Source organism: Paraburkholderia sp. MM5496-R1, assembly GCF_050436205.1.
GTDB lineage: Bacteria > Pseudomonadota > Gammaproteobacteria > Burkholderiales > Burkholderiaceae > Paraburkholderia > Paraburkholderia tuberum.
The window spans coordinates 965608-991606 of record NZ_JBNDLT010000003.1; the positions used below are offsets into that span (position 1 = coordinate 965608).

Annotated in this window: 25 protein-coding genes and 2 pseudogenes; 15 read left to right on the forward strand and 12 right to left on the reverse strand. The window is 64.3% G+C overall.

Annotated elements, in window-relative coordinates; translation table 11 throughout:
- Nucleotides 1–24 precede the first annotated feature (24 nt).
- Nucleotides 25–1248: a dienelactone hydrolase family protein gene (locus OKW38_RS30725; RefSeq protein ID WP_429364648.1), complete on the forward strand. Its 1224-nt coding sequence runs from the start codon at nt 25–27 to the stop codon at nt 1246–1248.
- Between the two features lie 88 nt (nt 1249–1336).
- Here the strand turns inward: OKW38_RS30725 and OKW38_RS30730 are convergent, their stop codons facing one another.
- Both OKW38_RS30730 and OKW38_RS30735 read right to left on the reverse strand, forming a co-directional pair.
- Nucleotides 1337–1714, reverse strand: coding sequence for a hypothetical protein (locus OKW38_RS30730; RefSeq protein WP_429364650.1), 378 nt, complete (start codon nt 1712–1714; stop codon nt 1337–1339).
- Complete coding sequence (locus OKW38_RS30735; protein ID WP_429364651.1) at nt 1711–2205, reverse strand: DUF6402 family protein; 495 nt, start codon at nt 2203–2205, stop codon at nt 1711–1713. The genes OKW38_RS30730 and OKW38_RS30735 overlap by 4 nt, the downstream gene beginning before the upstream one ends.
- Here OKW38_RS30735 and OKW38_RS30740 point away from each other — a divergent pair.
- Nucleotides 2204–3697: a DHA2 family efflux MFS transporter permease subunit gene (locus OKW38_RS30740; RefSeq protein ID WP_184030402.1), complete on the forward strand. Its 1494-nt coding sequence runs from the start codon at nt 2204–2206 to the stop codon at nt 3695–3697. The genes OKW38_RS30735 and OKW38_RS30740 overlap by 2 nt on opposite strands.
- Nucleotides 3698–3742: 45 nt before the next feature.
- The gene (locus tag OKW38_RS30745) at nt 3743–4576 is read left to right on the forward strand and encodes an AraC family transcriptional regulator (protein WP_429364653.1); all 834 of its coding nucleotides are present in this window, start codon (nt 3743–3745) and stop codon (nt 4574–4576) included.
- 61 nt (nt 4577–4637) lie between these two features.
- Here OKW38_RS30745 and OKW38_RS30750 read toward each other — a convergent pair whose 3' ends face one another.
- Together OKW38_RS30750 and OKW38_RS30755 are read right to left on the reverse strand one after the other, a co-directional pair.
- Entirely contained in the window at nt 4638–6002 is a 1365-nt protein-coding gene (locus tag OKW38_RS30750; RefSeq protein WP_429364655.1) for an MFS transporter, read from the reverse strand.
- Nucleotides 6003–6290: 288 nt separating this feature from the next.
- Nucleotides 6291–6719: pseudogene (locus OKW38_RS30755) on the reverse strand (AraC family transcriptional regulator); the annotation flags it as partial.
- A gap of 241 nt (nt 6720–6960) precedes the next feature.
- Here OKW38_RS30755 and OKW38_RS30760 point away from each other — a divergent pair.
- The 3 genes from OKW38_RS30760 to OKW38_RS30770 all read left to right on the forward strand — a co-directional run bounded on the left by OKW38_RS30760 (nt 6961) and on the right by OKW38_RS30770 (nt 8644).
- The gene (locus tag OKW38_RS30760; RefSeq protein ID WP_090807904.1) at nt 6961–7344 is read left to right on the forward strand and encodes a hypothetical protein; all 384 of its coding nucleotides are present in this window, start codon (nt 6961–6963) and stop codon (nt 7342–7344) included.
- Between the two features lie 352 nt (nt 7345–7696).
- Nucleotides 7697–8008, forward strand: coding sequence for a PQQ-binding-like beta-propeller repeat protein (locus tag OKW38_RS30765; protein WP_429364657.1), 312 nt, complete (start codon nt 7697–7699; stop codon nt 8006–8008).
- A gap of 138 nt (nt 8009–8146) precedes the next feature.
- Complete coding sequence (locus tag OKW38_RS30770) at nt 8147–8644, forward strand: GNAT family N-acetyltransferase (protein WP_090807908.1); 498 nt, start codon at nt 8147–8149, stop codon at nt 8642–8644.
- 6 nt (nt 8645–8650) lie between these two features.
- Here OKW38_RS30770 and OKW38_RS30775 read toward each other — a convergent pair whose 3' ends face one another.
- The 3 genes from OKW38_RS30775 to OKW38_RS30785 all read right to left on the reverse strand — a co-directional run bounded on the left by OKW38_RS30775 (nt 8651) and on the right by OKW38_RS30785 (nt 11347).
- A complete protein-coding gene (locus OKW38_RS30775) occupies nt 8651–9043 on the reverse strand; it encodes a flavin reductase family protein (RefSeq protein WP_090807910.1) in 393 nt (130 codons plus the stop codon).
- 184 nt (nt 9044–9227) lie between these two features.
- The gene (locus OKW38_RS30780; protein WP_184052897.1) at nt 9228–9560 is read right to left on the reverse strand and encodes a hypothetical protein; all 333 of its coding nucleotides are present in this window, start codon (nt 9558–9560) and stop codon (nt 9228–9230) included.
- 194 nt (nt 9561–9754) lie between these two features.
- The gene (locus OKW38_RS30785) at nt 9755–11347 is read right to left on the reverse strand and encodes a PLP-dependent aminotransferase family protein (protein WP_429364659.1); all 1593 of its coding nucleotides are present in this window, start codon (nt 11345–11347) and stop codon (nt 9755–9757) included.
- Nucleotides 11348–11473: 126 nt separating this feature from the next.
- Here OKW38_RS30785 and OKW38_RS30790 point away from each other — a divergent pair, with 126 nt between their 5' ends.
- The 7 genes and pseudogenes from OKW38_RS30790 to OKW38_RS30820 form a co-directional block, all read left to right on the forward strand.
- Entirely contained in the window at nt 11474–12208 is a 735-nt protein-coding gene (locus OKW38_RS30790; RefSeq protein WP_429364661.1) for a GNAT family N-acetyltransferase, read from the forward strand.
- Between the two features lie 312 nt (nt 12209–12520).
- On the forward strand, nt 12521–14092 hold the full coding sequence (locus OKW38_RS30795) for an efflux transporter outer membrane subunit (protein WP_429364663.1): 1572 nt from the start codon (nt 12521–12523) through the stop codon (nt 14090–14092).
- A gap of 53 nt (nt 14093–14145) precedes the next feature.
- Nucleotides 14146–15297: an efflux RND transporter periplasmic adaptor subunit gene (locus OKW38_RS30800; RefSeq protein WP_429364665.1), complete on the forward strand. Its 1152-nt coding sequence runs from the start codon at nt 14146–14148 to the stop codon at nt 15295–15297.
- A gap of 16 nt (nt 15298–15313) precedes the next feature.
- Nucleotides 15314–18382, forward strand: a complete 3069-nt coding sequence (locus OKW38_RS30805) for an efflux RND transporter permease subunit (RefSeq protein ID WP_429364667.1) — start codon at nt 15314–15316, stop codon at nt 18380–18382.
- A 140-nt stretch (nt 18383–18522) separates the two neighbouring features.
- Nucleotides 18523–19491: a quinone oxidoreductase family protein gene (locus tag OKW38_RS30810; RefSeq protein WP_429364669.1), complete on the forward strand. Its 969-nt coding sequence runs from the start codon at nt 18523–18525 to the stop codon at nt 19489–19491.
- A 124-nt stretch (nt 19492–19615) separates the two neighbouring features.
- A complete protein-coding gene (locus OKW38_RS30815; protein WP_429364671.1) occupies nt 19616–20203 on the forward strand; it encodes a DUF4337 domain-containing protein in 588 nt (195 codons plus the stop codon).
- A 30-nt stretch (nt 20204–20233) separates the two neighbouring features.
- Nucleotides 20234–20443 (forward strand): annotated as a pseudogene (locus OKW38_RS30820) (LysE family translocator); the annotation flags it as partial.
- A gap of 53 nt (nt 20444–20496) precedes the next feature.
- Here OKW38_RS30820 and OKW38_RS30825 read toward each other — a convergent pair.
- The 5 genes from OKW38_RS30825 to OKW38_RS30845 all read right to left on the reverse strand — a co-directional run bounded on the left by OKW38_RS30825 (nt 20497) and on the right by OKW38_RS30845 (nt 24811).
- Complete coding sequence (locus OKW38_RS30825) at nt 20497–21771, reverse strand: RNA polymerase sigma factor (protein WP_429364673.1); 1275 nt, start codon at nt 21769–21771, stop codon at nt 20497–20499.
- 77 nt (nt 21772–21848) lie between these two features.
- Nucleotides 21849–22262 carry a YciI family protein gene (locus OKW38_RS30830; protein ID WP_429333228.1) on the reverse strand — a complete coding sequence of 138 codons (414 nt, stop codon included), beginning with the start codon at nt 22260–22262 and terminating at the stop codon, nt 21849–21851.
- 179 nt (nt 22263–22441) lie between these two features.
- The gene (locus tag OKW38_RS30835) at nt 22442–22795 is read right to left on the reverse strand and encodes a YciI family protein (RefSeq protein ID WP_090807928.1); all 354 of its coding nucleotides are present in this window, start codon (nt 22793–22795) and stop codon (nt 22442–22444) included.
- Between the two features lie 402 nt (nt 22796–23197).
- Entirely contained in the window at nt 23198–23671 is a 474-nt protein-coding gene (locus tag OKW38_RS30840) for a hypothetical protein (RefSeq protein ID WP_090810306.1), read from the reverse strand.
- Nucleotides 23672–24538: 867 nt separating this feature from the next.
- A complete protein-coding gene (locus tag OKW38_RS30845) occupies nt 24539–24811 on the reverse strand; it encodes a DUF1488 domain-containing protein (protein WP_090807933.1) in 273 nt (90 codons plus the stop codon).
- 292 nt (nt 24812–25103) lie between these two features.
- Here OKW38_RS30845 and OKW38_RS30850 point away from each other — a divergent pair, with 292 nt between their 5' ends.
- Both OKW38_RS30850 and OKW38_RS30855 read left to right on the forward strand, forming a co-directional pair.
- Complete coding sequence (locus OKW38_RS30850; RefSeq protein WP_429364675.1) at nt 25104–25607, forward strand: N-acetyltransferase family protein; 504 nt, start codon at nt 25104–25106, stop codon at nt 25605–25607.
- 30 nt (nt 25608–25637) lie between these two features.
- On the forward strand, nt 25638–25988 hold the full coding sequence (locus tag OKW38_RS30855) for a DOPA 4,5-dioxygenase family protein (protein ID WP_090810310.1): 351 nt from the start codon (nt 25638–25640) through the stop codon (nt 25986–25988).
- The last annotated feature ends 11 nt before the right edge of the window (nt 25989–25999 follow it).

A 25999-nucleotide genomic window follows, 5' to 3' on the forward strand; every position in this document is an offset into this window, starting at 1 on the left:
TTCGTGAGACTGGAGGCAGACTGCATGGCCGGCTCTTTCATCGAAGTCGTCGCCCACGATGGCGGCCGTTTCAACGCATACGTCGCGCGGCCCGCGCAGGGCTCGGGCCCAGGGCTCGTGCTGCTGCAGGAAATCTTCGGCGTCAACGACACGATGAAAGCGAGCGCCGATCGCTACGCCGAAGAAGGCTACGTCGTGCTCGTGCCCGATCTGTTCTGGCGCATCAAGCCGAGCATTGCGCTTGGCTACGGCGACGCCGACATGAAAGAGGCGCTCGGCTATCTGGGGCAGTTCGACGCCGAAGTCGCGGTCAAGGACATCGCCGCCACCGTCGCCGCGTTGCGCGAACTGCCCGAGCAGTCCGGCAAGGTGGGCGTGGTCGGCTACTGCCTCGGCGGCAAGCTCGCGTTTCTGAGCGCGGCGCGCACCGACGTCGATTGCGCCGTCAGCTATTACGGCGTGGGCCTCGAAGCGCATCTCGACGAAGTATCGGCAATCAAATGCCCGATGGTGTTCCACTTCCCTGAAAACGACGCGCACTGCCCGCCCGAAACGCGCGAGCGCATCAGCGCCGCGCTGCTCGCGCGAGCGCAAATCGAGCAATACGTGTACCCCGGCTGCGATCACGCGTTCGCCGCGCCGCAGCGCAAACAGTACGACAAGCCCGCCGCGATGATGGCGTACTCGCGCACGCTCGCGCTGCTGCGCAAGGTGCTCGGTCCGGTCTACGATCTGAACGCGCTGTGGGAAGCGCACTGCTATCACGAGTTCGCGACACGCGACGTCGACGCGGTGATGCCGACGATGGTCGCCGAGCCCTACGTCAATCACGTGCCGACGATGACAGGCGGCGTCGGGCATGACAATCTGAAGCGCTTTTACACGCATCACTTCGTCAACTCGAATCCGCCCGACACGAAGCTGATTCCGATTTCGCGCACGATCGGTTCGGATCGTGTCGTCGACGAATTCATTTTCAGCTGCACGCATAGCTGCGAAATCGACTGGCTGCTGCCGGGCGTCGCGCCGACCGGCAAGTACTTCGAGGTGCCGATGCTCGCCGTGGTGTGCTTCCGCGGTGACAAGCTCTATAACGAGCATATCTATTGGGATCAGGCTTCGGTGCTCGTGCAGGTGGGGCTGCTCGATCCGGAGGGCTTGCCGGTGGCGGGGATTGAAAGTGCGAGGAAGTTGCTCGACGAGACGTTGCCGTCGAATGGGTTGATGGGGGGTAAGTCGAAGGTTTAAAGAAGTGGTGCTGCCGTCGCTGTGCATCATCCGAATGACTCGCGCCGGCAGCGCGTATTAATCGCGGCATGCAAGACCGAAAAACTCATCATCCAATCGACGAAAATCTGGCGATCATGCGGTCATAGAATGACGGCGGCAGCTTTATAAACGACGCGTCGTCGCCGCCGCGGGAAAATGAAACGCCTTCGTCGTCCACCCAAATCAATTCAGGAACCGGAGTGCTGAAGGTTCTGCGCACTAGCAGTTTGCCTGACGCGGCGTCGTAGACCTGACTGAGATAAGCCGGGTCGTTGCCGCCTCTCCATTGGAGCAGGCATCGCTCTGCAGTGTAGCGGCCGTTTTTTGACGTGCTTTTGATGCATTCGCTCGCATTCCTGTGATCGGTGTGCGTCGCGACGAGAAGCACGGCAAACGCGACTGTGAGCACTACAGCGCCCCATCCGATCGATCGCCCCGGTTTCATAAATACACCTTGATCGGTGGGTCAATTCGAACAAGCTTTCGATCCGAATAGATCACGAAGTCACCTCCTCGCTGGTGTTTTATTGCCCACTCTCTAAAGTCCTTATTGTGAACCGGGTAGTACACGTTGCCCCTGACCTTCGGGTTCCCCAGTGCAACGGGATAGGAAAAATACAATCGCGGTTCGTTCAGATATGACATCGCACCGTTGTACGCCAGAACGATCACGCCGTTTTTGCTCCAATGGCCAAGATATTGCGACGCCTCGCCAGGCTTGTCGGTGAAGTCGTAACTATCCTTAATATAAACGTAGATACCTGAGATTTCTGCAACCCTGGTATTGCCTTCCTTCCCGCTCGAAGCCGCCACCGCGCGCGGCTTCGCGCAACGCCGCCGCCCAGGATTTCGTAGTTGGACGCTAAATGTGCGGGTGCTAGACTCGAAAACCCATCGTCGGTGATCGACCGAATCCGCGTAAAGGGGCGTCCGCATGACCCATTCCCTCCACGGCAAGCAACGCTGGCTCGCGCTAATCGTGCTCTGCCTCGGCGTACTGATGATCGTGCTCGACACGACCATCGTGAACGTCGCGCTGCCGTCCATCGCAGCCGATCTCGGCTTTAGCGAAACTTCGCTCGTGTGGGTCGTCAACGCCTACATGCTGACGTTCGGCGGCTGCCTGCTGCTCGGCGGACGGCTTGGCGATCTGTACGGACACCGCAAGCTGTTTCTCAGCGGCATCACGCTCTTCACGCTCGCTTCGCTCGCCTGCGGCCTCGCGAATTCGCAGGTGCTGCTGGTCGCCGCGCGCGCCGTGCAGGGCCTGGGCGGTGCGATCGTCTCGGCGGTATCGTTGTCGCTGATCATGAATCTGTTCACCGAAGCCGGCGAACGCGCGAAGGCGATGGGCGTGTATGGCTTTGTCTGCGCGGGCGGCGGCAGCATCGGCGTGCTGCTCGGCGGACTGCTCACCAACCTGCTGAGCTGGCACTGGATCTTCCTGGTCAATCTGCCGATCGGCATTGCGGTGTACGCGCTGTGCCTCGCGCTATTGCCCGCTGCGCGCGGCCACGCGCATGGCGAACGGCTCGACGTGGCCGGGGCGCTCAGCGTGACCGCATCGCTGATGCTGGCGGTCTATGCGATCGTCAACGGCAACGAAGCGGGCTGGACTTCGGCGCAAACACTCGGCCTGCTGTTCGTCGGGCTCGCGCTGCTTGCCGTGTTCCTCGCAATCGAGGCGAGAATCGAACACCCGTTGATGCCGCTCGCTCTGCTGCGTTTGCGCAATGTCGCGACCGCGAACCTGGTCGGCGTGTTGTGGGCGGCGGCGATGTTCGCGTGGTTCTTTATTTCGGCGCTGTATCTGCAGCGCGTGCTCGGCTATCGGCCATTGCAGGTGGGGCTCGCGTTTCTGCCCGCGAACCTGATCATGGGACTCTTTTCGCTGGGATTGTCGGCGCGCGTGGTGATGCGCTTCGGGCTGCGTCGTCCGCTCGCGGCCGGCCTGCTGATCGCGGCATGCGGGCTTGCGCTGTTCGCCCGTGCGCCCGTCGACGGCAGCTTCGTACCCGACGTGTTGCCCGGCATGTTGCTGCTCGGCTTTGGCGCGGGCATCGCGTTCAATCCGCTGCTGCTCGCCGCGATGAGCGACGTCGATCCCGCCGATTCGGGCCTCGCGTCGGGCATCGTCAATACATCGTTCATGATGGGCGGGGCGCTCGGGCTTGCGGTGCTCGCGAGTCTTGCCGCGGCGCGTAGCGAGGCGATGCAGGCGTCGTCGAGTGCGGCGGCTGCGCTGAACAGCGGGTATCACGTCGCGTTTCTGTTTGGGGCGGTTTTTGCGGCGGCGGCCGGCGTGCTGGGTGGGCTGTTGCTGAGGCCGGGGCAGGCGGGTGGCGCCGCGGGCGTGCATGGTGACGCGGCGGAATCGTCTCGGCCCTCCGCCGCGACTGCAAAACCGCAAGCGCGATCAAATGCGTGAGTTCGCCGCTGACTATGCTGGCTTCATGCTGACATGAGAGCCGAGATGAACCCGGTTGGAAAAGCGCTCTGGTATATCGAAAGCCACTTCGCCGGCGAGTTGACGCTCGACGACATCGCCCGCTGTGGTTGCGTATCGCGCTTTCACCTCGCGCGCGCGTTCGAAGCGGCCACCGGGATGCCGGTGATGCGCTACGTTCGCGCACGGCGTTTGAGCGAGGCCGCACGACGTCTGGCCGATGGTGCGCCCGACATCCTCGCAGTCGCTCTCGACGCTGGCTACGGCTCTCACGAAGCATTCACGCGCGCGTTTCGCGAACAGTTCGGGCTCACGCCCGACGCGCTGCGCGCGCGGGGTCATCTCGACAACCTGACCATCGTGGAGCCGATCAAAATGGACGAAACCCTGCTCACCCATCTGGACCCGCCGCGCTTCGAAGACGCGCGAGCGTTTCTCGTCGCTGGACTGAGCGAGCGCTATACGTGCGACAGCAGCAAGGCGATCCCATCCCAATGGCAGCGCTTTGGCGCCTGGTACGGCAGGGTGCCGGGACAGGTCGGCAAGGTGGCTTATGGCGTTGGCTATAACGCCGATGAACTGGGTAACTTCGACTATATGTGCGGCGTCGAAGTCAGCGATTTTTCCGCATTGCCGCCAGAGTTGAGTCGTGTTCGCATCGCCGCGCAACGGTATGCGGTGTTCGCTCATCGCGAGCACATCTCAGGCATTCGTCGCACGATGAATACGATCTGGAATCAGTGGTTGCCCGCGTCAGGGCACGTGCCTGCCGATGCGCCGCATTTCGAACGGTATGGCGAGCAGTTCGAGCCGGTGACGGGGATGGGTGGAGTCGAAGTCTGGTTGCCGCTGAAAAGTTGATGGTCGATTCGGCGGATGGCCGTTGTGGATGGCCGTTGTGGCCGGCCATCCGCCTGATCGTTCACGGAGTGGCATGTCTGCTGTCACGCAATGCATGCACATCGTCGTATTCCCGCGAAATGTCCTTATTCGTGTAATCGCCCAATCGCATGGCGGCGGCCACGCTAATCACCGCGCACGCGAAGACATACCACGCCACCGCAAATCCCGAATGGAAGTAAGCATAAAGCGCCGTCGCAATCAACGGTGCCGGACCGCCAGCGATGACGGAAGCCAACTGATAGCCCATCGACGCACCGCTGTAGCGCAAGCGCCCCGTGAACGATTCGGCGATCAACGCGGCTTGGGGACCATACATCATCGCATGCGGCACCAGCGAAAGTACGATGGCCGCGAAGATCCATATCGGGTTATGGGTTCCAACCATGAAAAAGTACAGGAAGCCGAATAGCCCGACAGCAGCGGCACCGATCACATACATGCGTCGACGTCCGATCAGATCAGACACGTGACCAAACAGCGGAATGGTGAAGAATTCCAGCACCGAAGCGGCCAGCACTGCCGTGAGCAACAGATCGCGTGTGACGCCCAGACTCATCACACCATAGGTGAATATAAAGGCCGTGAAAATATAGAACGGCGCCTGTTCCGCCATACGCGCAAGAGCCGACAGAAGAATGTCTTTCGGCTGCCGGCGCAATACTTCACGCATCGGCGCCTTTTCGATCCTGCGCTCAGCGAGCAGCTTCGCGAAGATAGGCGTCTCGAGGATACTCAAGCGGATATAAAGGCCGATCGCGACCAGCACGATACTGAGGAAAAACGGCACCCGCCAGCCCCAGGTGAGAAATGCGCTGCCGGAGATCTGACTGATGGCAAGCACCACCAGATTCGCGACGAACAATCCCGCCGGTACGCCGAACTGCGGCCAGGACGCGATGAAACCGCGATGCTTGTTGGTACGTGCCCACTCCATCGACATCAACACCGAACCGCCCCACTCGCCTCCAACGCCCACACCTTGAATGAAGCGCAGCGCCGTGAGCAGGATTGCCCCCCAGATACCGATCGTCGCATAGGTTGGAACAAAGCCCACGGCAAACGTCGCGAGGCCCATCAGCAACAGCGTCACGATTAACGTGGCTTTACGTCCGATGCGATCGCCATAGTGGCCGAAAATCGCCGCGCCCACCGGCCGCGCGATAAAGCCGACAGCGTAAATCAGAAAAGCCTGCAGTGTGCCGACGAGCGGGTCCGATTCAGGAAAGAACAGTTTCGCGAATACAAGACCCGTGACAATGCTGTACAGGAAGAAGTCATACCATTCGATTGTGGTACCAATCGTGCTGGCGATGACAGCACGGCGCAACTGGCGCCGAGCCTCCTCATCCGAGAGGGGCACCGCCCCTGATTGCGTGGCAGCCATTTGATATCTCCCCAAAATGGACGGGTGACATCTTTTTTTGACATTTGAGGTATTGCGTGGTTCCAGCGAGGACGCGAGGTACCTGCAGCGAAAACAGAGACATTTCGAAATTGCATTTTTTGCCGAATTAGCAATCCGGCACCCCTCGCTCAATGCAATTGATACCGATGCCTAAATCGAATTGGAATTCGAACGAACCGCGGCTTCGGACATGAGCTTTCGCGAAGAATGGGAGCGACTTGCTTCGCAATACAGGCATCGCACATGCTCGTCACACCCATTCCCCAATCACACCAACGGAAGGTAGATATCCGTCTGCCACTGATCCAGCGGCGTCTCAGGATAGACGCTCGGGTAGTGGAAAAACAGCGGATGATCCCGCAACTCTTCCCCACTCGAAGGCAACCAGTCGCGATAGACCGGGTACATCGTCTCGCCGATGTGGTCGGTCAATCCCGTGTGCCGAACCACCGCACACCGTCCACCGGGCATCACGAGTTCGCGCACGCCATAGAGATTCGGCGCGACCGGCTCGTCGATCTCTCCGCAGATATCGAAACGGAATTCATCCGCTGGCACGGTGTCTGGATTGCCGTGCGGGATGCCGAAGGTACGGCTCGACGCCACCGGTGATTGTCCGCTTTGAATACGCCAATCGATGAACTTGCGCGCACTCTCGTTGACGAGTCCGGGCGAACCACAATGTTCGAGCGCGGCATCGAGAGCCGGGCGCGACGCAAGCGCATCAACTGCACGTAGCGTGCGACGGGCACGTAGGCAGCGGTGGCGTCTGTGTGAGCTAACATGGTCTGGATCGTGCGAGTTTCGATATGGTCGCCGAGGTTGGACACATCTTACCTAGCCGGACTTGCTCGATCTTCAATTGGCTCGCTGCCGAGCCTGGAGAATTTACGTAAACTTATCTTCGTTCACCCGCGCTTCCTGAGATTGTCCGCCGATGCCCTCTTCGATCAGCAATTCGCTCCTTTGGATCTTCGACGCGTTCGAACGCGATCCGACGTATATGCGTCGGCGGATGTTTGGTAGCGACGCTGCGTATATCGATGGGCTATTGTGCCTGGTCGCCGTCGATCGCGATAAGCCGTGGAATGGGCTGCTCGTCTGTACGTCGCGGGAACGCCATGCTGCTCTGATTACCGATATGCCTGCGTTGCAGCCTCACCCGGTGCTTGGGAAATGGCTTTACGTGCCGCAGGAGGATCCTGCGTTTGAAGACACTGTCGAGCAGTTGACGGCACTCGTGCTGGAGCGGGACCCGCGAGTGGGTGTCGAGCCTAAGCCGAAAAAGCGGCGCGGTAAGTCGGTGTTGCCGGAGGGTTGAAGCACGGCAGTGCCGTTTCGGTCTCTCTTCCTGTCCGAACGCGCGCGCATGCCGGGCAATCATCCAATCAGCCGCGAATCACGCTACCCCGTCATACTCTCGCCGACGAACCCGGCAGGGATGTAGAAGGGCATTCGATTGAAGTGGAGTTGCCGCGCTTTCATTGGTGACTACGCGAATTGCGGTCGGGCTTAAAGACCGGAAATAAGATTCGGCTTTGGCACACGCAAATCGATTCAATCACTTATTCAATGGTCACGCAGTCTGCCGTCATCGCGAACGGTACGGCTTTCGTAGGAACCACATCGAACGAAGAACTGATGGCCGCCTATGTCCCTCCGCCTGCCTGGCAGTGCGTTTCCGCGGCAGCGTCGTCGCACTCGATGTCGCGACCGGCGCAGTAACGTGGACCACGCCGGACCCGCTCGGAAGCCGCGCGGAGGCAGCCGTCGGTGTCGCCAATGGCGTGATCTTCGAATGCAATCTCGATTACACGAATGGCACGATGTACGAGCTCGATTCTTCCAACGGAAAAGTCCTGTGGTCATTCAATAGCGGGGGTGCATGCAATGCCGGGCCGGCCATTGCGGACGGCGTGGTGTTCTGGGGCTCTGGCTCGACGAGTGGACCGGGGCCGCTGAAATTGTTCGCCTTCGGTCTGTAGGAAACGCCCGAGGCCCCGTCCGTTCGCGGCGGGGCCTTTGGCTCTTTGCTACGATGTGCGTCTGTTCCGAAGCCGGCGCATTTGGCGCGTAGCGCCCGCCGGCCGGCAGTCATCACCGAACTCACCGAGCACTAGACCTTGACGATCCACATCCGCCCCGCCACCGCTTCCGACGCCCCCCTGATCCTGCGCTTCATCACCGAACTCGCGATCTACGAAAAAGCCGAGCACGAAGTCGTCGCCGGCGTCGAAGACATCGAGAAGAGCCTGTTTTCCGAGGGCGCGCCCACGAAAGCGCTGATCTGCGAAATGAACGGCGAGCCAGTCGGTTTTTGCGTGTACTTCTTTTCGTATTCGACGTGGCTCGGCAAACAGGGGCTTTATCTGGAAGACCTGTACGTATCGCCCGCATCGCGTGGCAGCGGCGCGGGCAAACAGATGCTGCGCCATCTCGCGCAAATCGCCTGCGAAACGGGCTGCGGCCGATTCGAATGGAGCGTGCTCGACTGGAACGAGCCGGCCATCGGCTTCTACAAGTCGATCGGCGCGAATCCGCAAAGCGAATGGGTACGCTATCGTCTCGCCGGCGACGCGCTCAAAGCATTCGCCGAAGGCGAAACCGAACGGAGCACCTAAGCCCGGTCACTGCGCGGACGCCGCGACGGGCGCCACCTCGAATGCATCGCCCGTCGCGAAGAAGGTACCGCCGGCCACGTAATGGCATGTGCGCAGGTCGGGATCGTCGTTGTCGAGTTCGACGCCCGCGTGCGTGCCGACCGCGAGCGTTTGCGCAGCGAAACCGCGGCTCGGCAACTGCAGCCCGAACACGCCGCTCGCCTCGATCAGGCGACGCGTCAGCGTCCGGCTATCCACGACCACCACCACCTTCGGCGGATTGAAGTCGAGCGGCATGGCCCATGACGCGGCCATCACGTTCGATCGACCATCGTGTGCGCTCGTGATCAGCGTGACGGGTCCGTGATTGAGCAGTTGAGTCGCGCGCGACAATTCCACGGTTTCTCGGGTGGCGTTCATAGCATCGTGATGGCGTCGAAAGGATGACGCTGATTGTAGCGGGGCGGAAGAAATGCGATGCGGCGCAGGGCCGAGCGATACGAGAGCGATTCGAACCACGCGCGGATGGCGGCCTAATCGAACTGCCGGGCGGCGGCCCACAAGCCGCCGCCCGACCGGACTTCAAACGAATTTCAAGGGACCCTCAATGCGGCGCCTTGCCGTTCGGCACCGCATTGAGCGGCTTGTGCTGCTCGTCGCCGAGTCCCGGGAAGAACGCGTTCCAGGCGGCGCGCACGCCTTGCGCCGCGGTGGCTTCGGCGCCGACCGACTCGGCCGCGCCGTCTGCGGCTTTCGAGGGATCGGCGCACAGGCCGCGCCAGTGCGTGAATACGAGCAACGGCTTTTCGGTCCACACGCCGTCGCCAAATTTCGCAAACGCCGTGTCCCCGCTCGCCAACTGCACTTCGTACCAGCCTTCGCGTACGGGCGTATGGATGGCAAGGTCAAACCACGGGGTCGGTTCGATTTCCTTCATGTCTTCTCCGGTCGGATAGATCGTCATCGATAACCACACTGAACGCATTGTTCGTGCCCATCGCCGGCGCCACACCCGCCGCGCGACGGGACGGGCAACCGCGGCACATGCGGGCAAACCAGCACATCGGACCTGCGAAGTCGCCGCGCATACGACACGATAGCGCGACATGGGCCAGGCGGACAGACGTAAAATTACACGCCCGGAGTGGCGGGCGTACGGCGTGGCGGGGCGGGTTTTTTGCGGGACCGGACGACGGTTTTTCCGCCCCGTTTTGACGCGCGCTTCGCAGCCGGTCGCGCCTCGCCCTCCATCTGCCGCACCACCTCCGCCAGCGCTTTCACCGCGGGCTCCAAGCGCTCCGCCTCCGTATTGCCATACCCGATCACGAGCCCGTTCGTCCGCTCCGACGCCCCGATCGAAAACCCCGACAGCGCGCGCGGACTCAACCCCAACGCCTGCGCCCGCGCAGTGAGCGCGGGATCGTCGAGCGACGCCGGCAGCCGCAGCGTCAGATGCATGCCGCAATCGCCGCCAAGAATCGTCGCCGCCGGAAAATGCTCGGCCAGCGCGTCGCGCAGCGCCTGCTGCCGCTCGCGGTACAGCCGCCGCATCCGCCCGAGATGCCGCCCGAATTCGCCGCTTTCGATGAAATGCGCGAGCGCCAGTTGCTCCAGCCGATGCCCGCCGCGCAGCATCTCTTGCAGCGCAACAGCGGCGTGCGCGGCCATCGCGCGAGGCAGCACGACGAAGCCGATGCGCAGCGCCGGAAACATCGTCTTGCTGAACGAGCCGACGTACAGCACGGGCGCCGCGTCGACGAGGCCCTGCATGCTCGCGATCGGCTCGCCGGTGTGACGCACCTCGCCGTCGTAATCGTCCTCGATCAGCCACGCGCCGCGGCGCCGCGCCTCGGCAATCAGCGCAAGCCGCCGCGCCACCGACAGCACCGCGCCGGTCGGATACTGATGCGCGGGAGACGTGTAGATCAGTTTCGGCGGATGCGTGTGCCACGCGTCGGCCGGCACGGCCATGCCTTCGGCGTCGACGGGAATCGGCAGCGTGCGCAAGTCGCCCGCGTTGAAAGCGGCCTTCGCGCCGCGATAGCCGGGGTCCTCGATCCATGCGATATCGCCGGGATTGGTCAGCAGTCGTACGCACAGGTTCAGCGCCTCCTGCGCGCCCTCGGTGATCACGACCTGCGAGCCATCGCAGCGCACGCCGCGCGACATCCGCAGATGCGCGGCGATCGCGTCGCGCAGCGCGGGCTCGCCGGCCGGCATACCGTAGCCGAGCGCGCGCGGTAATGCGCGCTCCATCGCACGTTCGAGCGCGCGCCGCCACGCGGCAAGCGGGAAACGGTCCAGCGCGGGCGTGCCGGGGGTCAGCGCGTACCCGTTGTCGGCGTGCTTGTGCGACGCCGCGAACTGCTCGACGCGCGCCGCGTATACGACCTCCGGCGCGGCCGACGCCGCCGCCCGCTCGCCGCGCGCGGCGGGGCTCGACAGCGGGCTCACGCGCGTGCCCTGGCGATCGGCGATGACGTAGCCGACCGCGGCAAGATGCTCGTAAGCGATCACGACCGTGTTGCGCGACACGCCCATTTCGGCGGCGAGCAGCCGCGACGACGGTAGCAGCGACCCGGCCGGCAGACGACCGGCGAGAATCGCCTGCTGCAGACGTTCGATCAGCTGCTTTTGCAGCGGCGCGGGCCGCTTGGCCCCGCTGGCGCCGCTCGCGGCGAACGCGTCGTCCGCATGGACGAGCGGTCCGATGATTTCGATCATGGTGGCTGGACCTATCGAATAAGCACGTCGTGGATCTTTTGAACATACCACGTTTGCCGTATCGTTCCTGCATCGACACGCATCGGCATCCTCCGGCATCGCTCATTCATCGACGGGAGAACAGACATGGAACCCACACGTAACGCCTACGGCCAGCCAATCGGCGCGCCCCTGCCCGGCTGGCACGGCGCGCAGCCGCCGGGCCGCGAGCCGCTCGGCGGCCGCTATTGCCGGCTCGAAGCGGTCGACGTCGAGCGCCACGCGGCCGACCTCTTCGACGCGTACGGCTCGGCCACCGACGGCCGCGACTGGACCTATCTGGCGGTCGGCCCGTTCGACAGTCTCGCGGCCTATCGCGAGCGTCTGACGCAGATGGCGGCATCGAAAGATCCGCTGCACTACGCGGTCATCGACCTGGCGACGGGCAAGCCGGTCGGCACGCTCTCGCTGATGCGGATCGATCCGGCCAACGGCGTGATCGAAGTCGGCCACGTCACGTATTCGCCGCGGCTCAAGCGCACGCGCATCGCGACCGATGCGATGTACCTGCTGCTAGGCGAAGTGTTCGACAAGCTCGGTTATCGGCGCTTCGAATGGAAATGCGATTCGCTGAACGAGCCGTCGCGCAAGGCCGCGTTGCGCTATGGATTTACGTTCGAGGGGATCTTCCGGCAGGCGATCGTCTATCGCGATCGCAATCGCGACACGGCGTGGTTTTCGATCATCGACAGCGAGTGGCCGGCATTGCGCTCGTGCTATGAGCGGTGGCTCGACGCGGGCAATTTCGATGCGCAAGGGCAGCAGGTCGAGCGGCTCGCCGATCTGATCGCGCAGCGCCGAGCGGCGGACGAGGCCCGGTAAAACCAGACGATCGATAACCAGGCAACAGCTCGACCAGTTCGCCAAGCGCGATGCCGAGCCAACCGCGTGCCCGAATCCGTGAAATTGTCGTGAATACTGCGCCGGGCGTGGCAGACAGCGGTGGCACCGCCTGCCATCACCGCCCTCCTACGTGATCTCGTATCCACCTTCGTCCGCCAGCGAACGCGAGGCCAAGCGCGGTTCGCGCCGTGCATGGTAAATTCCAGCGTCGGCAAGACAACTCCAAGAACGTTCGGGTGCCCTGAACATCTTCGTCCGGTCCACCCGCCATTGGCGATACAAGGTAGATCGATGATCGACGTGAGTCAGCGTATTGTCTGGCGGCGCCTCTACGTTGCGTTGTGCAGCTGCGTCGCGCTGGCCGGCTGCATGGTCGGCCCCGACTACCACGCGCCGCCAGCACCGGCCACCGACACCTTCACCACCACGCCGCTGCCCGACCAGACCGCCTCCGCGCCCGGCCCCGCAGGCCTGCCGCAGCGTTTCGCGCCGGCCCGGGACATTCCCGCCGCGTGGTGGACGCTGTTTCATTGCGAGCCGCTCGACGCGCTGATCCGCGAGGCGATCGCCAACAGTCCGAACATGGCCGCCGCGCAGGCGGCGTTGCGACAGGCTCGCGAGAATTACACGGCGCAAGCCGGCGGCACCTTGCTGCCGAGCGTCGACGCGCAACTGAGCGCCACGCGCGAAAAGATCAACGGCATCGCGTTCGGCGAGCCCGGCCTCGTCGAGGAATTCAATCTCTACAACGCGTCGGTCAACGTCTCGTACAAGCTGGACGTGTTCGGCGGCGCGCGGCGCGAACTCGAAGCGCTGCATGCGCAGATCGACTATCAGCGCTTCCAGCTGCAGGCCGCCTATCTCACGATATCGGCCAACATCGTGACCGCGGCGGTCAAGGAAGCGTCGGTGCGCGCGCAGATCGACGCGACCGAGCGGATCGCTTCCGAGGAAGAGCAGCAACTGAACGTGCTCGACCAGCAATTCTCACTCGGCGGCGTGAGCCGCACGGCCGTGCTCGCGCAGGAAACGCTGCTCGCGCAGACCCGCGCGACGCTGCCGCCGCTGCAACAGCAGCTCGATCAGGCGCGCCATCAGCTTGCGGTACTCGCCGGCAAGCTGCCGAGCGATACCTCGGTGCCCGGCTTCACGCTCGACATGTTCTCGCTGCCCGACACGCTGCCCGTGAGCCTGCCGTCGTCGCTGGTGCACCAGCGCCCCGACATCCTTGCCGCCGACGCCACGCTGCATCAGGCGAGCGCGCAGGTCGGCGTCGCGACCGCGGCGATGTATCCGCAGATCACGCTGTCCGCGAGCTACGGCGCCGAAGCGTTGACGCCCGCGCAGGTGCTCAGGGCCGGCAGCACGATCTGGAGCATCGGCGCGGGCTTGCTGCAACCGGTCTTTCACGGCGGCCAGCTGAGCGCGCAGAAGCGCGCGGCCGAGGCCGCCTACGAGCAGGCCGGCGCGCAATACCGCGAGACGGTGCTGCTCGCGTTCCAGAACGTTGCGGACACGCTGCGCGCGCTCGAACACGACGCAACCGGCCTCAAGGCGCAGACCGACGCGTCGCGCGCCGCGAGCGATTCGCTCGAACTGACGCGCGGACAGTATCACGTCGGCGGTGTCAGCTACCTCGCGCTGCTCGACGCGCAACGCCAGTATCAGCAAACGGTCGTGAGTCTCGCGCAGGCGCAGGCCGCGCGTTATGCCGATACCGCGGCGCTGTTCCAGGCGCTCGGCGGCGGCTGGTGGAATGCCGCCGCGCCCGAGTCCGCGGCCGCGCCGGCCGCCGACTCGGCGAGCGCGTCGAACACGTCGTCGCCATCAGCAACGACGGCAACCGCCGCAACGCCACATTGACCGTGCCCTGACGCAACCCCAGCCCTCGCCCCAAGCCGAGCAAGGACATCACGATGGCCGAAAGAAAACCGATGACAAAGCGGATGGTGATCATGTTGATCAGCGTCGGCCTGCTGCTCGCCGCGCTGGTCGGCTTCAACCTGTTCCGCGCGCACATGTTCGCGAAGTTCATGGCGGCCAACACCGCGCCGCCCGCCACGGTCTCGGCGGTGGTGGTCCACTATCAGTCGTGGCAGCCGCAGCTCGCGGCGGTCGGCAGCCTGCGCGCGGTGCGCGGCGTAGACGTGACGACCGAAGTCGCCGGCCTCGTGCGCGAGGTTGCGTTCGTGTCGGGGCAGGAAGCGAAAGCCGGACAGATCCTCGTGCGACTCAACGCCGACAGCGACGTCGCACTGCTGCAATCGCTGCAGGCCGCGGCCCAACTCGCGCAGACGGTCTACGAGCGCGACCGCGCGCAGTACGACATCAAGGCGATCGCGAAGGCGCAGCTCGACGCCGATGCGGCCGACCTCAAGGGCAAGAAGGCGCAGGTCGCGCAACAGCAGGCGCTCGTCGACAAGAAGACGATTCGCGCGCCGTTCGCGGGGCGCCTCGGCATCACGACGATCAATCCGGGGCAATACCTGAATCCCGGCGACGCGATCGTCACGCTGCAAGCCATCGATCCGATCTACGCCGACTTCTCGGTACCGCAACAACAGCTCGGCCAGCTCGCGATCGGCGCGACCGTCAGCGTCGATACCAACGCGTACAGCGGGAAAACCTTCAGCGGCAAGATCCAGTCGGTGAGCCCGAAAGTCGACAGCGCGACGCGCAACGTACAGATCGAAGCGAGCGTCGACAATCGCGAGCGCAAGCTGCTGCCCGGCATGTACGCGAACGTGAAGATCGACTCGGGCGCCGAACAGCGCTACCTGACCCTGCCGCAAACGGCGATCACCTACAACCCGTACGGCGCGACCGTGTTCATCGTGAAGCCCGGCACGCAGCCCAACGCGCACGGCAAGACGCTGCCCGTCGCGCAGCAGGTGTTCGTAACGCCGGGGCCGACGCGCGGCGACCAGGTGGCGATTCTGAAGGGCATCGACGACGGCACGCAGGTCGTGACGAGCGGCCAGATCAAGCTCAAGAACGGCACGCCGCTGATCATCGACAACCGCGTGCATCCGTCGGACAGTCCGAATCCGACGCCGCAGGAACAATAAGCGAGGCCGCCCGACCATGTTCACGGACATCTTCATTCGCCGGCCGGTACTCGCTTCGGTCGTGAGCCTGCTGATCCTCGTGCTCGGGTTGCGCGCGCTCGCGGTGCTGAAGGTCAGCCAGTATCCGCAGACCGAGAACGCGGTCGTCACGATCACGACGGCCTACTATGGCGCGAACTCGGACACCATCGCCGGCTTCATCACGCAGCCGCTCGAAGCGGCGATCGCGCAGGCACAGGGCATCGACTACATGTCGTCGACGAGCATCACGGGCGTGTCGACGATCATCGCGACGCTGCGTCTGAACTACGATGCGAACCGCGCGCTGACCGAGATCAACACGCAGATCGGCTCGGTGCGCAACCAGTTGCCGCCGCAGGCACAGCAGCCGGTGCTGACGGTGCAGACCGGGCAGACCACCGACGCGATGTACATGGGCTTCTACAGCAGCGTGCTGCCAAGCAACAACGTCACCGATTACCTGCTGCGCGTGGTCAAGCCCAAGCTCGATTCGATCCAGGGCGTGCAGACCGCCGAAGTGCTGGGCGGGCGGCAGTTCGCGATGCGCGCGTGGCTCGACTCGGCGCGGCTCGCCGCGCACGGCGTGAGCGCGAGTGACGTGTACACCGCGCTCGGCAACAACAACTATCTCGCCACGCTCGGCACGACGAAGGGGCAAATGGTCAGCGTCGACCTGGAAGCGGGCACGGACCTGCATACCGTCGACGACTTCAAGCAGCTCGTCGTCAAGCAGAAGAACGGCTCGCTCGTGCGTCTCGAGGATGTCGCGAACGTCGTGCTCGGCGCCGACAGCTACGACTTCAACGTCGCGTTCAGCGGCAAGCGGTCGGTGTTCATCGGCATCAAGGTCGCGCCGGATGCGAACATTCTCGATGTGGCCAAGCGCGTGAAAACCGTGTTTCCCGATCTGCAGAAGCAGTTTCCGACCGGCATGACGGGCGACATCGTTTATGACGCGACCGACTTCGTCAACACCGCAATCAGGGAAGTGATCAAAACGCTCGTCGAAGCGCTCGTGATCGTGACCGTCGTGATCTTCCTGTTTCTCGGCAGCTTCCGCGCGGTGATCGTGCCGTTGATCGCGATGCCGCTGTCGCTGATCGGCACGTTCTTCGTGATGCAGGTGCTCGGCTATTCGATCAATCTGCTCACGCTGCTCGCACTCGTGCTCGCGATCGGGCTCGTCGTGGACGACGCGATCATCGTCGTCGAGAACGTCGATCGGCACATGAAGCACGAAGGCAGGACACCGTTCGACGCCGCGCTGATCGCCGCGCGCGAACTGGGCGGCCCGATCGTCGCGATGACCGTCGTGCTGATCGCCGTGTACGCGCCGATCGGCTTCCAGGGCGGGCTGACGGGCGCGCTCTTCACCGAATTCGCGTTCACGCTCGCGGGCGCGGTGACGGTGTCGGGCGTGATCGCACTCACGTTGTCGCCGATGATGTGCTCGCGCTTCTTCCGCGCCGCGCAGGAGTCGGGCCGCTTCGCGCGTTTCGTCGACCGCCAGTTCGAGCGCGTGCATCGCGGCTACGGCCGCCTGTTGCATGCGACGCTCGACACCTGGCCCGTGTTCGTGATCATGGGCGCGCTGCTGCTGTGCGGCACCGTGTATCTGTTCATGACCTCGAAGTCGGAACTCGCGCCGCAGGAAGACCAGGGCATCGTGCTCTCGCAGATCATCGGGCCGCCCAACGCGACGATCCAGCAGATGCAGACCTACGCCGACCAGGTGTTCGATGCTTCGAAGACACTGCCCGAATATTCGCAGATGTTCCAGCTCACGGGCTCGCCGACGGTCAACCGGGGCATCGGCGGCGTGCTGTTCAAGACCTGGGATCAGCGCGGCAAGAACGCGACCGTGCTGCAGCAGGAGTTGCAGCAGAAGTGGAATCAGATCGCGGGCGCGCGCGTCGCGGCGTTCCAGTTTCCGCCGCTGCCGGGCGCGCAGGGATTGCCGGTGCAGTTCGTGATCAGCACGACCGAGCCGTTCGAAAACCTCAACGAGGTGTCGCAAGCAGTGCTGGAAAAAGCGCGTGCGAGCGGCATGTTCTTCTTCGTCGATAGCGACCTGAAAATCGACAAGCCGGAAGTGACGCTCGTCGTCGACCGCGACAAGGTGGCCTCGCTCGGGCTGTCGCAGAGCGACGTCGGACAGGCGCTCGGGTCGGCGCTGGGCGGCGGCTACGTCAACTACTTCTCGATTGCGGGACGCTCGTACAAGGTGATTCCGCAGGTGTTGCAGATCGACCGGCTCAATCCGTCGCAAGTGCTCGACTACTATCTGCGCACGCCGGACGGCAACGTGATTCCGGCGTCGACGATCGCGCATCTGCGGCACAGCGTCGTGCCCGAATCGATCAACCACTTCCAGCAGTTGAACTCGGCGACGATCTCCGGCGTGATCGTGCCAGGCGTGTCGCAAGGCCAGGTGCTCGATTTTCTGCGCAAGGCGACCGCGCAGGTCGCGCCGGCCGGCTACTCGGCCGATTACTCGGGAGAGTCGCGCCAGTTCGTGCAGGAGTCGGGCGGCTTCGTCATCACGCTGCTGCTCGCGACGATCATCGTGTTCCTCGCGCTCGCGGCGCAATTCGAGAGTTTCCGTGATCCGATCGTGATCCTGATCTCGGTGCCGATGGCGCTGTTCGGCGCGCTGATCTTCATCAACATCGGCCTGACGACGCTGAACATCTACACGCAGGTCGGCCTCGTCACGCTGATGGGGCTCGTCAGCAAGCACGGCATTCTGATCGTGCAGTTCGCCAACGAACTGCAGCGCGCGGGCCGCGCGAAGCGCGAAGCGGTCGAGGAAGCGGCGGGCGTGCGGCTGCGCCCGATCCTGATGACGACCGCGGCGATGGTGCTCGGTGTGGTGCCGCTCGTGATCGCGTCGGGCGCGGGCGCGGCGGGCCGCAACGCAATGGGGCTCGTGATCTTCACCGGGATGTCGATCGGCACGCTGTTCACGTTGTTCGTCGTGCCGGCGATGTACATGTTTCTGGCCGCCGAACACCAGCGGCATGCTCAGGCGCCGAAGGCCGACGAGGCGGGTCAGGCGGGTTAGAGCCTGGGTGATCGCGTACCCGGCGCGCGGGTTGTTGTCCGAAATCTGAAAGCCGTCGTCCTGATGCCCTTACTCGCATCACTTAGACTACGGTGCATTCGCTGCGCAACGCGGCGCAAGACCAACCGGAGCCACGCACGATGAAAGCGATTCAGTTCAAATCTTTTGGCAACCCCGAAGTGCTCGAATACGTCGATCTGCCGACGCCGAAGGCCGACGCGGAGCATGCGGTCGTGCGGGTCATGGCGGCCTCGGTCAATCCGAGCGACGTGAAGAACGTGTCCGGCCATTTCGAACATACGGTGCTGCCGCGCACGCCGGGGCGCGACTTCAGCGGCGTGGTGGTGGACGGCCCGGCCGCGTGGCTCGACGCCGAGGTGTGGGGAACCGGCGGCGACATCGGCTTCACGCGCGACGGCACGCACGCCGAGTACCTCAGCATTCCGGTCGCGGCGCTGTCGCGCAAGCCCGTGGCGTTGAGCCACGTCGAGGCGGCGGCGATTGGCGTGAACTTCGTGGTCGCGTGGCTCGGCACCGTCGAATACGCAAAGTTGCAGGCCGGCGAGACCATTGCCGTGCTTGGCGCGAGCGGCGGTGTCGGTGGCGCGGTCGTGCAGATCGCGAAAGCGCGAGGCGCGCGCGTGATCGCCGTCGACCGCCGGCCGCTCGATCCCGCCACGCCTGCGGGCCGCCTGATCGACGCCTACGTAGCGTTCGACGAACACGCGGCCGCACGCGTGCGCGAACTGACCGGCGGCGCGGGCGCGGAAGTCGTGTACGACACGGTAGGCGGTGTCGCGTTCGAGACCGCGCTGAGTCTCGCGAAGCGGCGCGGCCGCGTGCTCGAAATCAGCGGGACCGGCAAGCGCCGCGTCGAGTTCGATCTGATCGACTTCTATCACAACGAGACGCAATTGCTCGGCGTCGACAGCGCGAAGCTCGGCGTCGCGGAATCGGCGCCGCTGATGACGGCGCTCGTCGAGGGCTTCGACAACGGCAAGCTGAGCGGCCCGGCGATCGCGCAGGAATTCCCGCTCGCCCGCGCGCGCGAAGCCTACGAGGCGGTCGCCGCCGGCACGCGCGGGCGCGTCGTGATTCGCATGCAATAACCGTCCCTCTGACACAGTGCATTGAAGCTGCGGCCTCCGGGCGTCGGCCACACGCTAAGATTGAAGCCGCCGGGCGCCCGCCCCGTCCGGCGAGAACGACAAAAGCATTGCCTCGGAGAATCTGATGTCTGAAGAATATGAAGTGCACGGTCCGCACGACCATGCCGTCGAACACGCCGGCCACGCCGCGCATCACGACGCCGATCCGTTCGCGAGCCGCATGGCCGTGATGACCGCGATCCTCGCGACGATCGGCGCGCTGTGCGCGTACCAGAGCGGCAACGCCGAAAACCTCGCGCTGTTCTACAAGAACGAAGCCGCGATCAAGAAGACCGAAGCGTCGAACCAGTGGAGCTACTACCAGGCGAAGGGCGAAAAGGAAAACCTCGCGGAACTCGGCGCGGCGCTGTCGGCGCCCAATAGCGACGCGCACGCGAAGTTCGTCGCCGACGTCGAGAAATACAAGCAGCAGAAGGAGCCGATCCGCGCGAACGCAGAAGCGATCGAAAAACAGGTCGTCGCCGCCGATACGCACAGCGAAACGCTGTTGCACGGCCATCATCGCTGGGCTCAGGCGACGCTGCTGATTCAGGTCGCGATTGCGCTGTGCGCGATCACGCTGCTCACGCGCAAGAACTGGCTGCGCAATCTGTCGTACCTCGTCGCGGGAGTGGGCGTCTTGACCGCGGGCGCGGCGTTTTTCGGGCTATGAGCGGGATGCTCGCGTTACTTTTCACCCAGAGCTTCGGCGGCGCCAGCGCATGTGAGCACCGGCATGTTCACCGCGATGCTCGGCATGGTGTTCGTCGTCGCGAGCAGCTGGTATGGGTTCGTCGCGCTGGCGCTGTCGCATCAGCGCATCGCGTCGGCTTATCGGCGCGGCAAGAGGTGGGTGGATCGTGTGTGCGGCGGCTTGATCGTTGCGTTGGGGGTGCGGCAGCTGATTCGTTGAGGCGGCACTGACGTGTGCGTGAGCACCAATGTGCCAGCACCAATGTGCCAGCCTCAATCCGCGAGCCCGCGCGCACGCTCCAGCAACAACTCGCGCTCGCGCGTATTGCGCGTCATCGCCGCGGCGCGCTCGAACTCCGCGCGGGCTTCGTCGACGCGTCCAAGCTTGACCAGCAGATCGCCGCGCACGCTCGGCAGCCAGTGATAATTCGCGAGCGCCGAACCGGCGGCGAGCGCATCGACGATCTCGAGTCCGGCCGCCGGCCCGAACGCCATCCCCACCGCGACCGCGCGATTCAACTCCACTACCGGCGACGGCGCGACCTGCGCCAACGCATCGTAGAGCGCGACGATCTGCGCCCAGTCGGTGTCCTCGGCGCGGCGCGCTCGCGCATGGCACGCGGCGAGCGCCGCCTGCAACGCATACGGCCCGCTCTCGCCGCCGAGCGCATGCGCGTTGTCCAGCGCCGCGAGGCCGCGGCGAATCAGCAGCGGGTCCCAGCGGCCGCGATCCTGATCGAGCAGCAGTACCGGACGCCCCTGGGCGTCGATGCGCGCGTGCGTACGCGACGCCTGAATCTCCATCAGCGCGACGAGACCGTGGACCTCGCTCTCGCCGGCTACGAGTCCGCTCAACACGCGCCCGAGCCGCAACGCCTCCTCGCATAGCGTCGGGCGCATCCAGTCGTCGCCGGCCGTGGCCGAATAACCTTCGTTGAAAATCAGGTAGATCACCTGCAGCACCGACGCGAGCCGCGCCGCGCGCGCGTCCTCCTGCGGCACCTCGAACGGCACGCGCGCCGCCGACAGCGTGCGTTTCGCGCGCACGATCCGCTGCGCGATGGTCGGCTCCGGCACGAGAAACGCGCGCGCGATTTCGTCGGTGGTGAGGCCGCCGAGCAGGCGCAGCGTCAGCGCGACGCGCGCATCGGTCGACAGCACCGGATGGCACGCGGTGAAGATGAGCCGCAGCAGATCGTCGCCGATGTCGTCGGCGCGCGCGGCGTCGAGCGCATCGACGAAATCGGGCACCACGTGCGCTTCGATCGCGTCGAGATCGTGGCCGAGCTCCTCGCGCTTGCGCGCATGCAGCGCTTCCTGGCGCAGGCGATCGAGCGCGCGGTTCTTCGCGGCGGTCATCAGCCACGCTCCGGGGTTGTCGGGCACGCCCGCGTCCGGCCAATGCTCGAGCGCGGCCACCAGCGCGTCCTGCGCGAGTTCCTCGGCGAGTCCCACGTCGCGCACGATCCGCGCGACGTGAGCGATGACCTTCGCGGATTCGATCCGCCAGACAGCGTCGATCGCACGATGGGTGGCCTGTATCGTCACGGCGTCAGCCTTCACCTGCTGCCGGCGGTTGCGCGTTCAGGACCATGTATGCGGGCTCCCAGGCGTAGTCCATCAAATCAGCGGCGATCTTCTTCGAGCTTGTGAAAGCGCTCGACTTCCGGCCCCGGCTCGAAGTCGTCGAGTTCGAACAGCTGCCGCACTTCGATTTCGCCATCGGCGTGCTCACCGAACGGCGCCGGAAAACGCCGCGCCCATTCCATCGCCTCGTCGCGCGAGCGCACCTGGATCAACGTATAGCCCGCGATCAGCTCCTTGGTCTCCACGAACGGCCCGTCCACGATGCTCCGTTTGCCGCCGCTATAGCGCATGCGCCAGCCTTTCGAGCTCGGCTGCAGGCCCGTCGCGTCGAGCAGCACGCCGGCCTTCGCGAGTTCTTCGTGGTAGGCGCCCATGGCGGCGATCAGCGACGGTTCGGGCATCTCGCCGGCTTCGCTCGCGGCGGTGGCTTTGACGATGATCATGAATCGCATGTCGTTGCTCCTTGTTGTTAGTGGTTGGTCGTGAGTGGATTCCTGTGAATCGCCTGGCGAGGCCACGCCGGCTCGCCCCTTACTCACACGACGCACGATGCACGGTCCGATCGACACGCGCGGCGGTCCCCACATCCCAGGGAAAACACCGAAGCTGGTGAAGCGGGAGTCACGCGTGCCTAGATGAAGCACGGTCCGAGCTTGCGCACCTCGACCGTGCACCACGACGCCGCCGGGCAGGTTTGCGCGATCGCCACGGCCTCTTCACGGCTGTCGCAGTTCAACAGAAAGAAGCCGCCGATCATCTCCTTCGCCTCGGCGAACGGCCCGTCGACGAGCTTCGATTGGCCATGGCGGACCTGCACGCGCACGGCGTCCTTCTGCGAAGTCAGTGACTCGACCGCGAGCAGCTTGCCGCGCGCTTTCAGGTTCTCGGAGAAACGCACCATCTGGTCGTAGAGGTCGCGGCCCGCGGCTTCGGCGCGCTCCTCGCGTTGGTCCGTGGGTTCGACGATCAGCAGCATGTAGGACATGATGTCTCCGATAGGGCTCGGTTGTACGCGCGCGTCGGCATCGCAACGACGCCAGCGACGCCTGGCCTCGGCGGTATGCGGGAGGTACGCGAGCAGGTAGGCGGCAAGCAGGCGCAGCCAGTCTAGCAAGCGGGAATCGCAGCGGCAAACGCGCCCGGCGGGACTTCTACGGACACTCGTAACAAGCCGCGCCACGCGCACCAGCCGGCCTCGCGCGACACGTCGATGCCGCTTTCAATGTGTCCGTAATCCATTTACGTCCGCGCTGAAATGGTCGTATCAGCCGTTCGACGAAACGCAGCGCAGCGGGCAGCCACTCGCCCGGGCTCGCCGATAGCGCATTGAGCGAAGCGCCGGTGACCCGCGACGCTTTCGAAATGCGCGCCGCCAGATGCGTGCCGCTCAAACCGCCGCTTCCGCCAGCGCCCGCAGTCGCGCGGAACGCATCAAACCTTCGATCATTTTCGCTTCCGCGCTCGCCAGCTCGCTCAGCGACGCCGCCGACAACTGTCCGTCGAAAATCGCTAGCGCCGCGCACAGACTTGCGTAGTCGTCGTCTTCGAGCGACCAGCGGCCAGTCTGGCGCTCGCGCACATCGAGCCGCACCATCGCCGCATGCGCGCTTTCGATATCGGCGCGCGCGTCGGCGCCCCATCCGGCATGCACAAGTTCCTGCGACACCAGCAAATGCCGGCTCAGCGTCGTGTGCAGAATGCGCGCGCCGTGGCCGCGGCGCAATGCATCGAGCGCGGCGTAGGCCTGCAACAGCATGGTCTGCGTGACCGGCGCGTGCGCGGTGCGGCTCTGGGTCAGAGAACGCAACAACGGGGACATGGCCGTGCGGCCGGGCTTGCGAACTCGCGACTTGCTGGACATCGATTCAACCTCCTTCTTTCGGCAGCGCGCCCGGACTTCGGCACGCGACGGCGGCAAACGCCGCGCTCAAACGTCCGACGTATTTCGCGCCCGACAGTTCACCCCATGCGGACGCGCCCGTGCTTCGAACGTATCGAAGAACGCAATGTCCGCATATCGGTTCGACGCCGCCAGAAACAAGAAGCCCGCTTCGTTGCGACGAAAAAAAGCCCTGGTCCGCGAGGAACAGGGCTGACAGGATGGAACGGCCGAGCAGGCGCGTGGATGCCTGCCAACCTATAACCACCTAACCTGCAAAGCTATTGCTTACGTGTACTGCACCGGCAATTACTACCGCTCGACAGCAAGCTTCAACTGCCGATTCAAACCACCACTTCAATTGCGACTGCATGTGGGCCGGTCCTCGCTATCTGCTACTTCTGGCCGCTACCCCTGTTGCTTCGCGCTCGTGCTCGATGCATTGCGCGCTTGTATTGCGTCAACTGCGGACTGCCAACTGCCAGATACGCACTGCGAACTGCAGACTACTTATCAACGGTACGGTTCAAATCCGACACGAGGGGAAGATCGCATCGATGGAGGGCGGTGATTCCTCGCTCCATGGAAAAGAGTGTATGCGCGCACGCGCGAAAGCAATTCAGCGAACCGAAGCGCTTTGGTGGGTTAATTTGGCGAATCGATGTAACAGCGGCCCCACGGAGCGCTCGATGTGAAATCAGCGATTGCACCGAAACGGTGCTGCGAAAGCCTGCGAAAAAAACGCGAAGTGCGAAGCCGGCCGCATTCAGGCCGAGCGGAGCCGGTGCCGTCGCGCCGGCGTCATCGCGTGTGCAGCTTCGAGCGATGACGCGCGCCACGCCAAGCACGTCAACCGCGTGTGGAGAAATCGTCGATCGTCAGCAAGACCTTCTCGCCGGGACGCGCGAGCATTTTTCGTTCGGCGATCGCCGTAATACGTTTGCGCCCATCCGCGAACGTCTTCAGAACGCGCGCCTCACCCGCGCCGCGTTGCAGCCAGAAGTGCTGCTCGAGCGCCTCGCGCGTGACCGCGCATTCAAGGTCTCGTCCCTGCGACGAAAGCTGGAAAATCACCGCGCGTCCATCTGCCGAGACGCTGGGTACCACCTCGATCATCGTCATAGCCCACCTCGCAACGTTGATTACGACGTTCGCCGCATCACGCGAACGTCCCCGGCTAAGCGCGGCCGCGATGGGTCGACGACCGTGCCCGCGAAAAGCGAATCAACCTTTAGCAATGCGCATGCCACACAGCGCAGCAAGCGGCGCCTCGCCGCATCGAGCGTTCGCCCTGCATCGCAAAGTGAGAAGACTGCAACATAGCCGCGTGGTAAAAAAGCGCAGCCGGCGCGACAATCGACGACAATTCTTACTAGCGCTTCGCACGATCATCGCGCGCCACCACCTTGCCGACATGTCCGCCCAACTGCCCGACCAACGATCCGGGTTGACCTTGCGCCCCGCGCAACCCGACGACGAAGCCTTCCTGCTCGAACTGCGCAAGACGACGATGACCGAACACCTGGCGCGCGCCGGCGAGCCGACCGACGACGACGCCCATCGCGCGCGCCTGTTGCATCGCTACGACGCGGCGCAGGTGGTCTGTATCGACGGCGCGCCCGCGGGCTTGTTGAAGGCGCATCGCAACGACGACGAATGGTTCGTCGTGCAGTTGCAGATCGCGCCGGCGCTGCAGGGTCGCGGCATCGGCGAGCAAGCGCTGCGCACGATCCTGCGCGCCGCCGCGGCCGAAGCGTTGCCGGTCAGCTTGCAGGTGCTCAAGGGCAATCCCGCCAAACGGCTGTACGATCGTCTTGGCTTCGAGATCGTCGGCGAGGATCAGACACAGTTTCACATGCGACTTGCAGCGCGCGCGCCGGCGGAAAGCGAAGCAGAACGAATGTCGGATAAAGACTGATACGGAACGAGCCTGGCAATGAACTCTGATATGACTTTTCGCGCTGCTTCAGCGATACAAAGCTGGCACGCGCACATCTACTTCGACCCGGCGAGCCGCGATGCCGCCTGGGCGTTTCGCGAGCAGATCGACGCGCATTGGGGCGACAAACTGCAGATCGGGCGCTTCCACGAACGGCCGGTCGGGCCGCATCCGATGTGGTCGTATCAGCTCGCCTTCGCGCACACGCAGTTCGCCGACGTGGTCGGCTGGCTCACGCTCAATCACGGCGCGCTCGATGTCTTCCTGCATCCGAACACCGGCGACGCGCTGCGCGATCATCGCGACGCCGCCGTGTGGATCGGGCACTCGCACGAACTCGTGCTGAAGGCGCTGCTATAGCACCGCTGCGA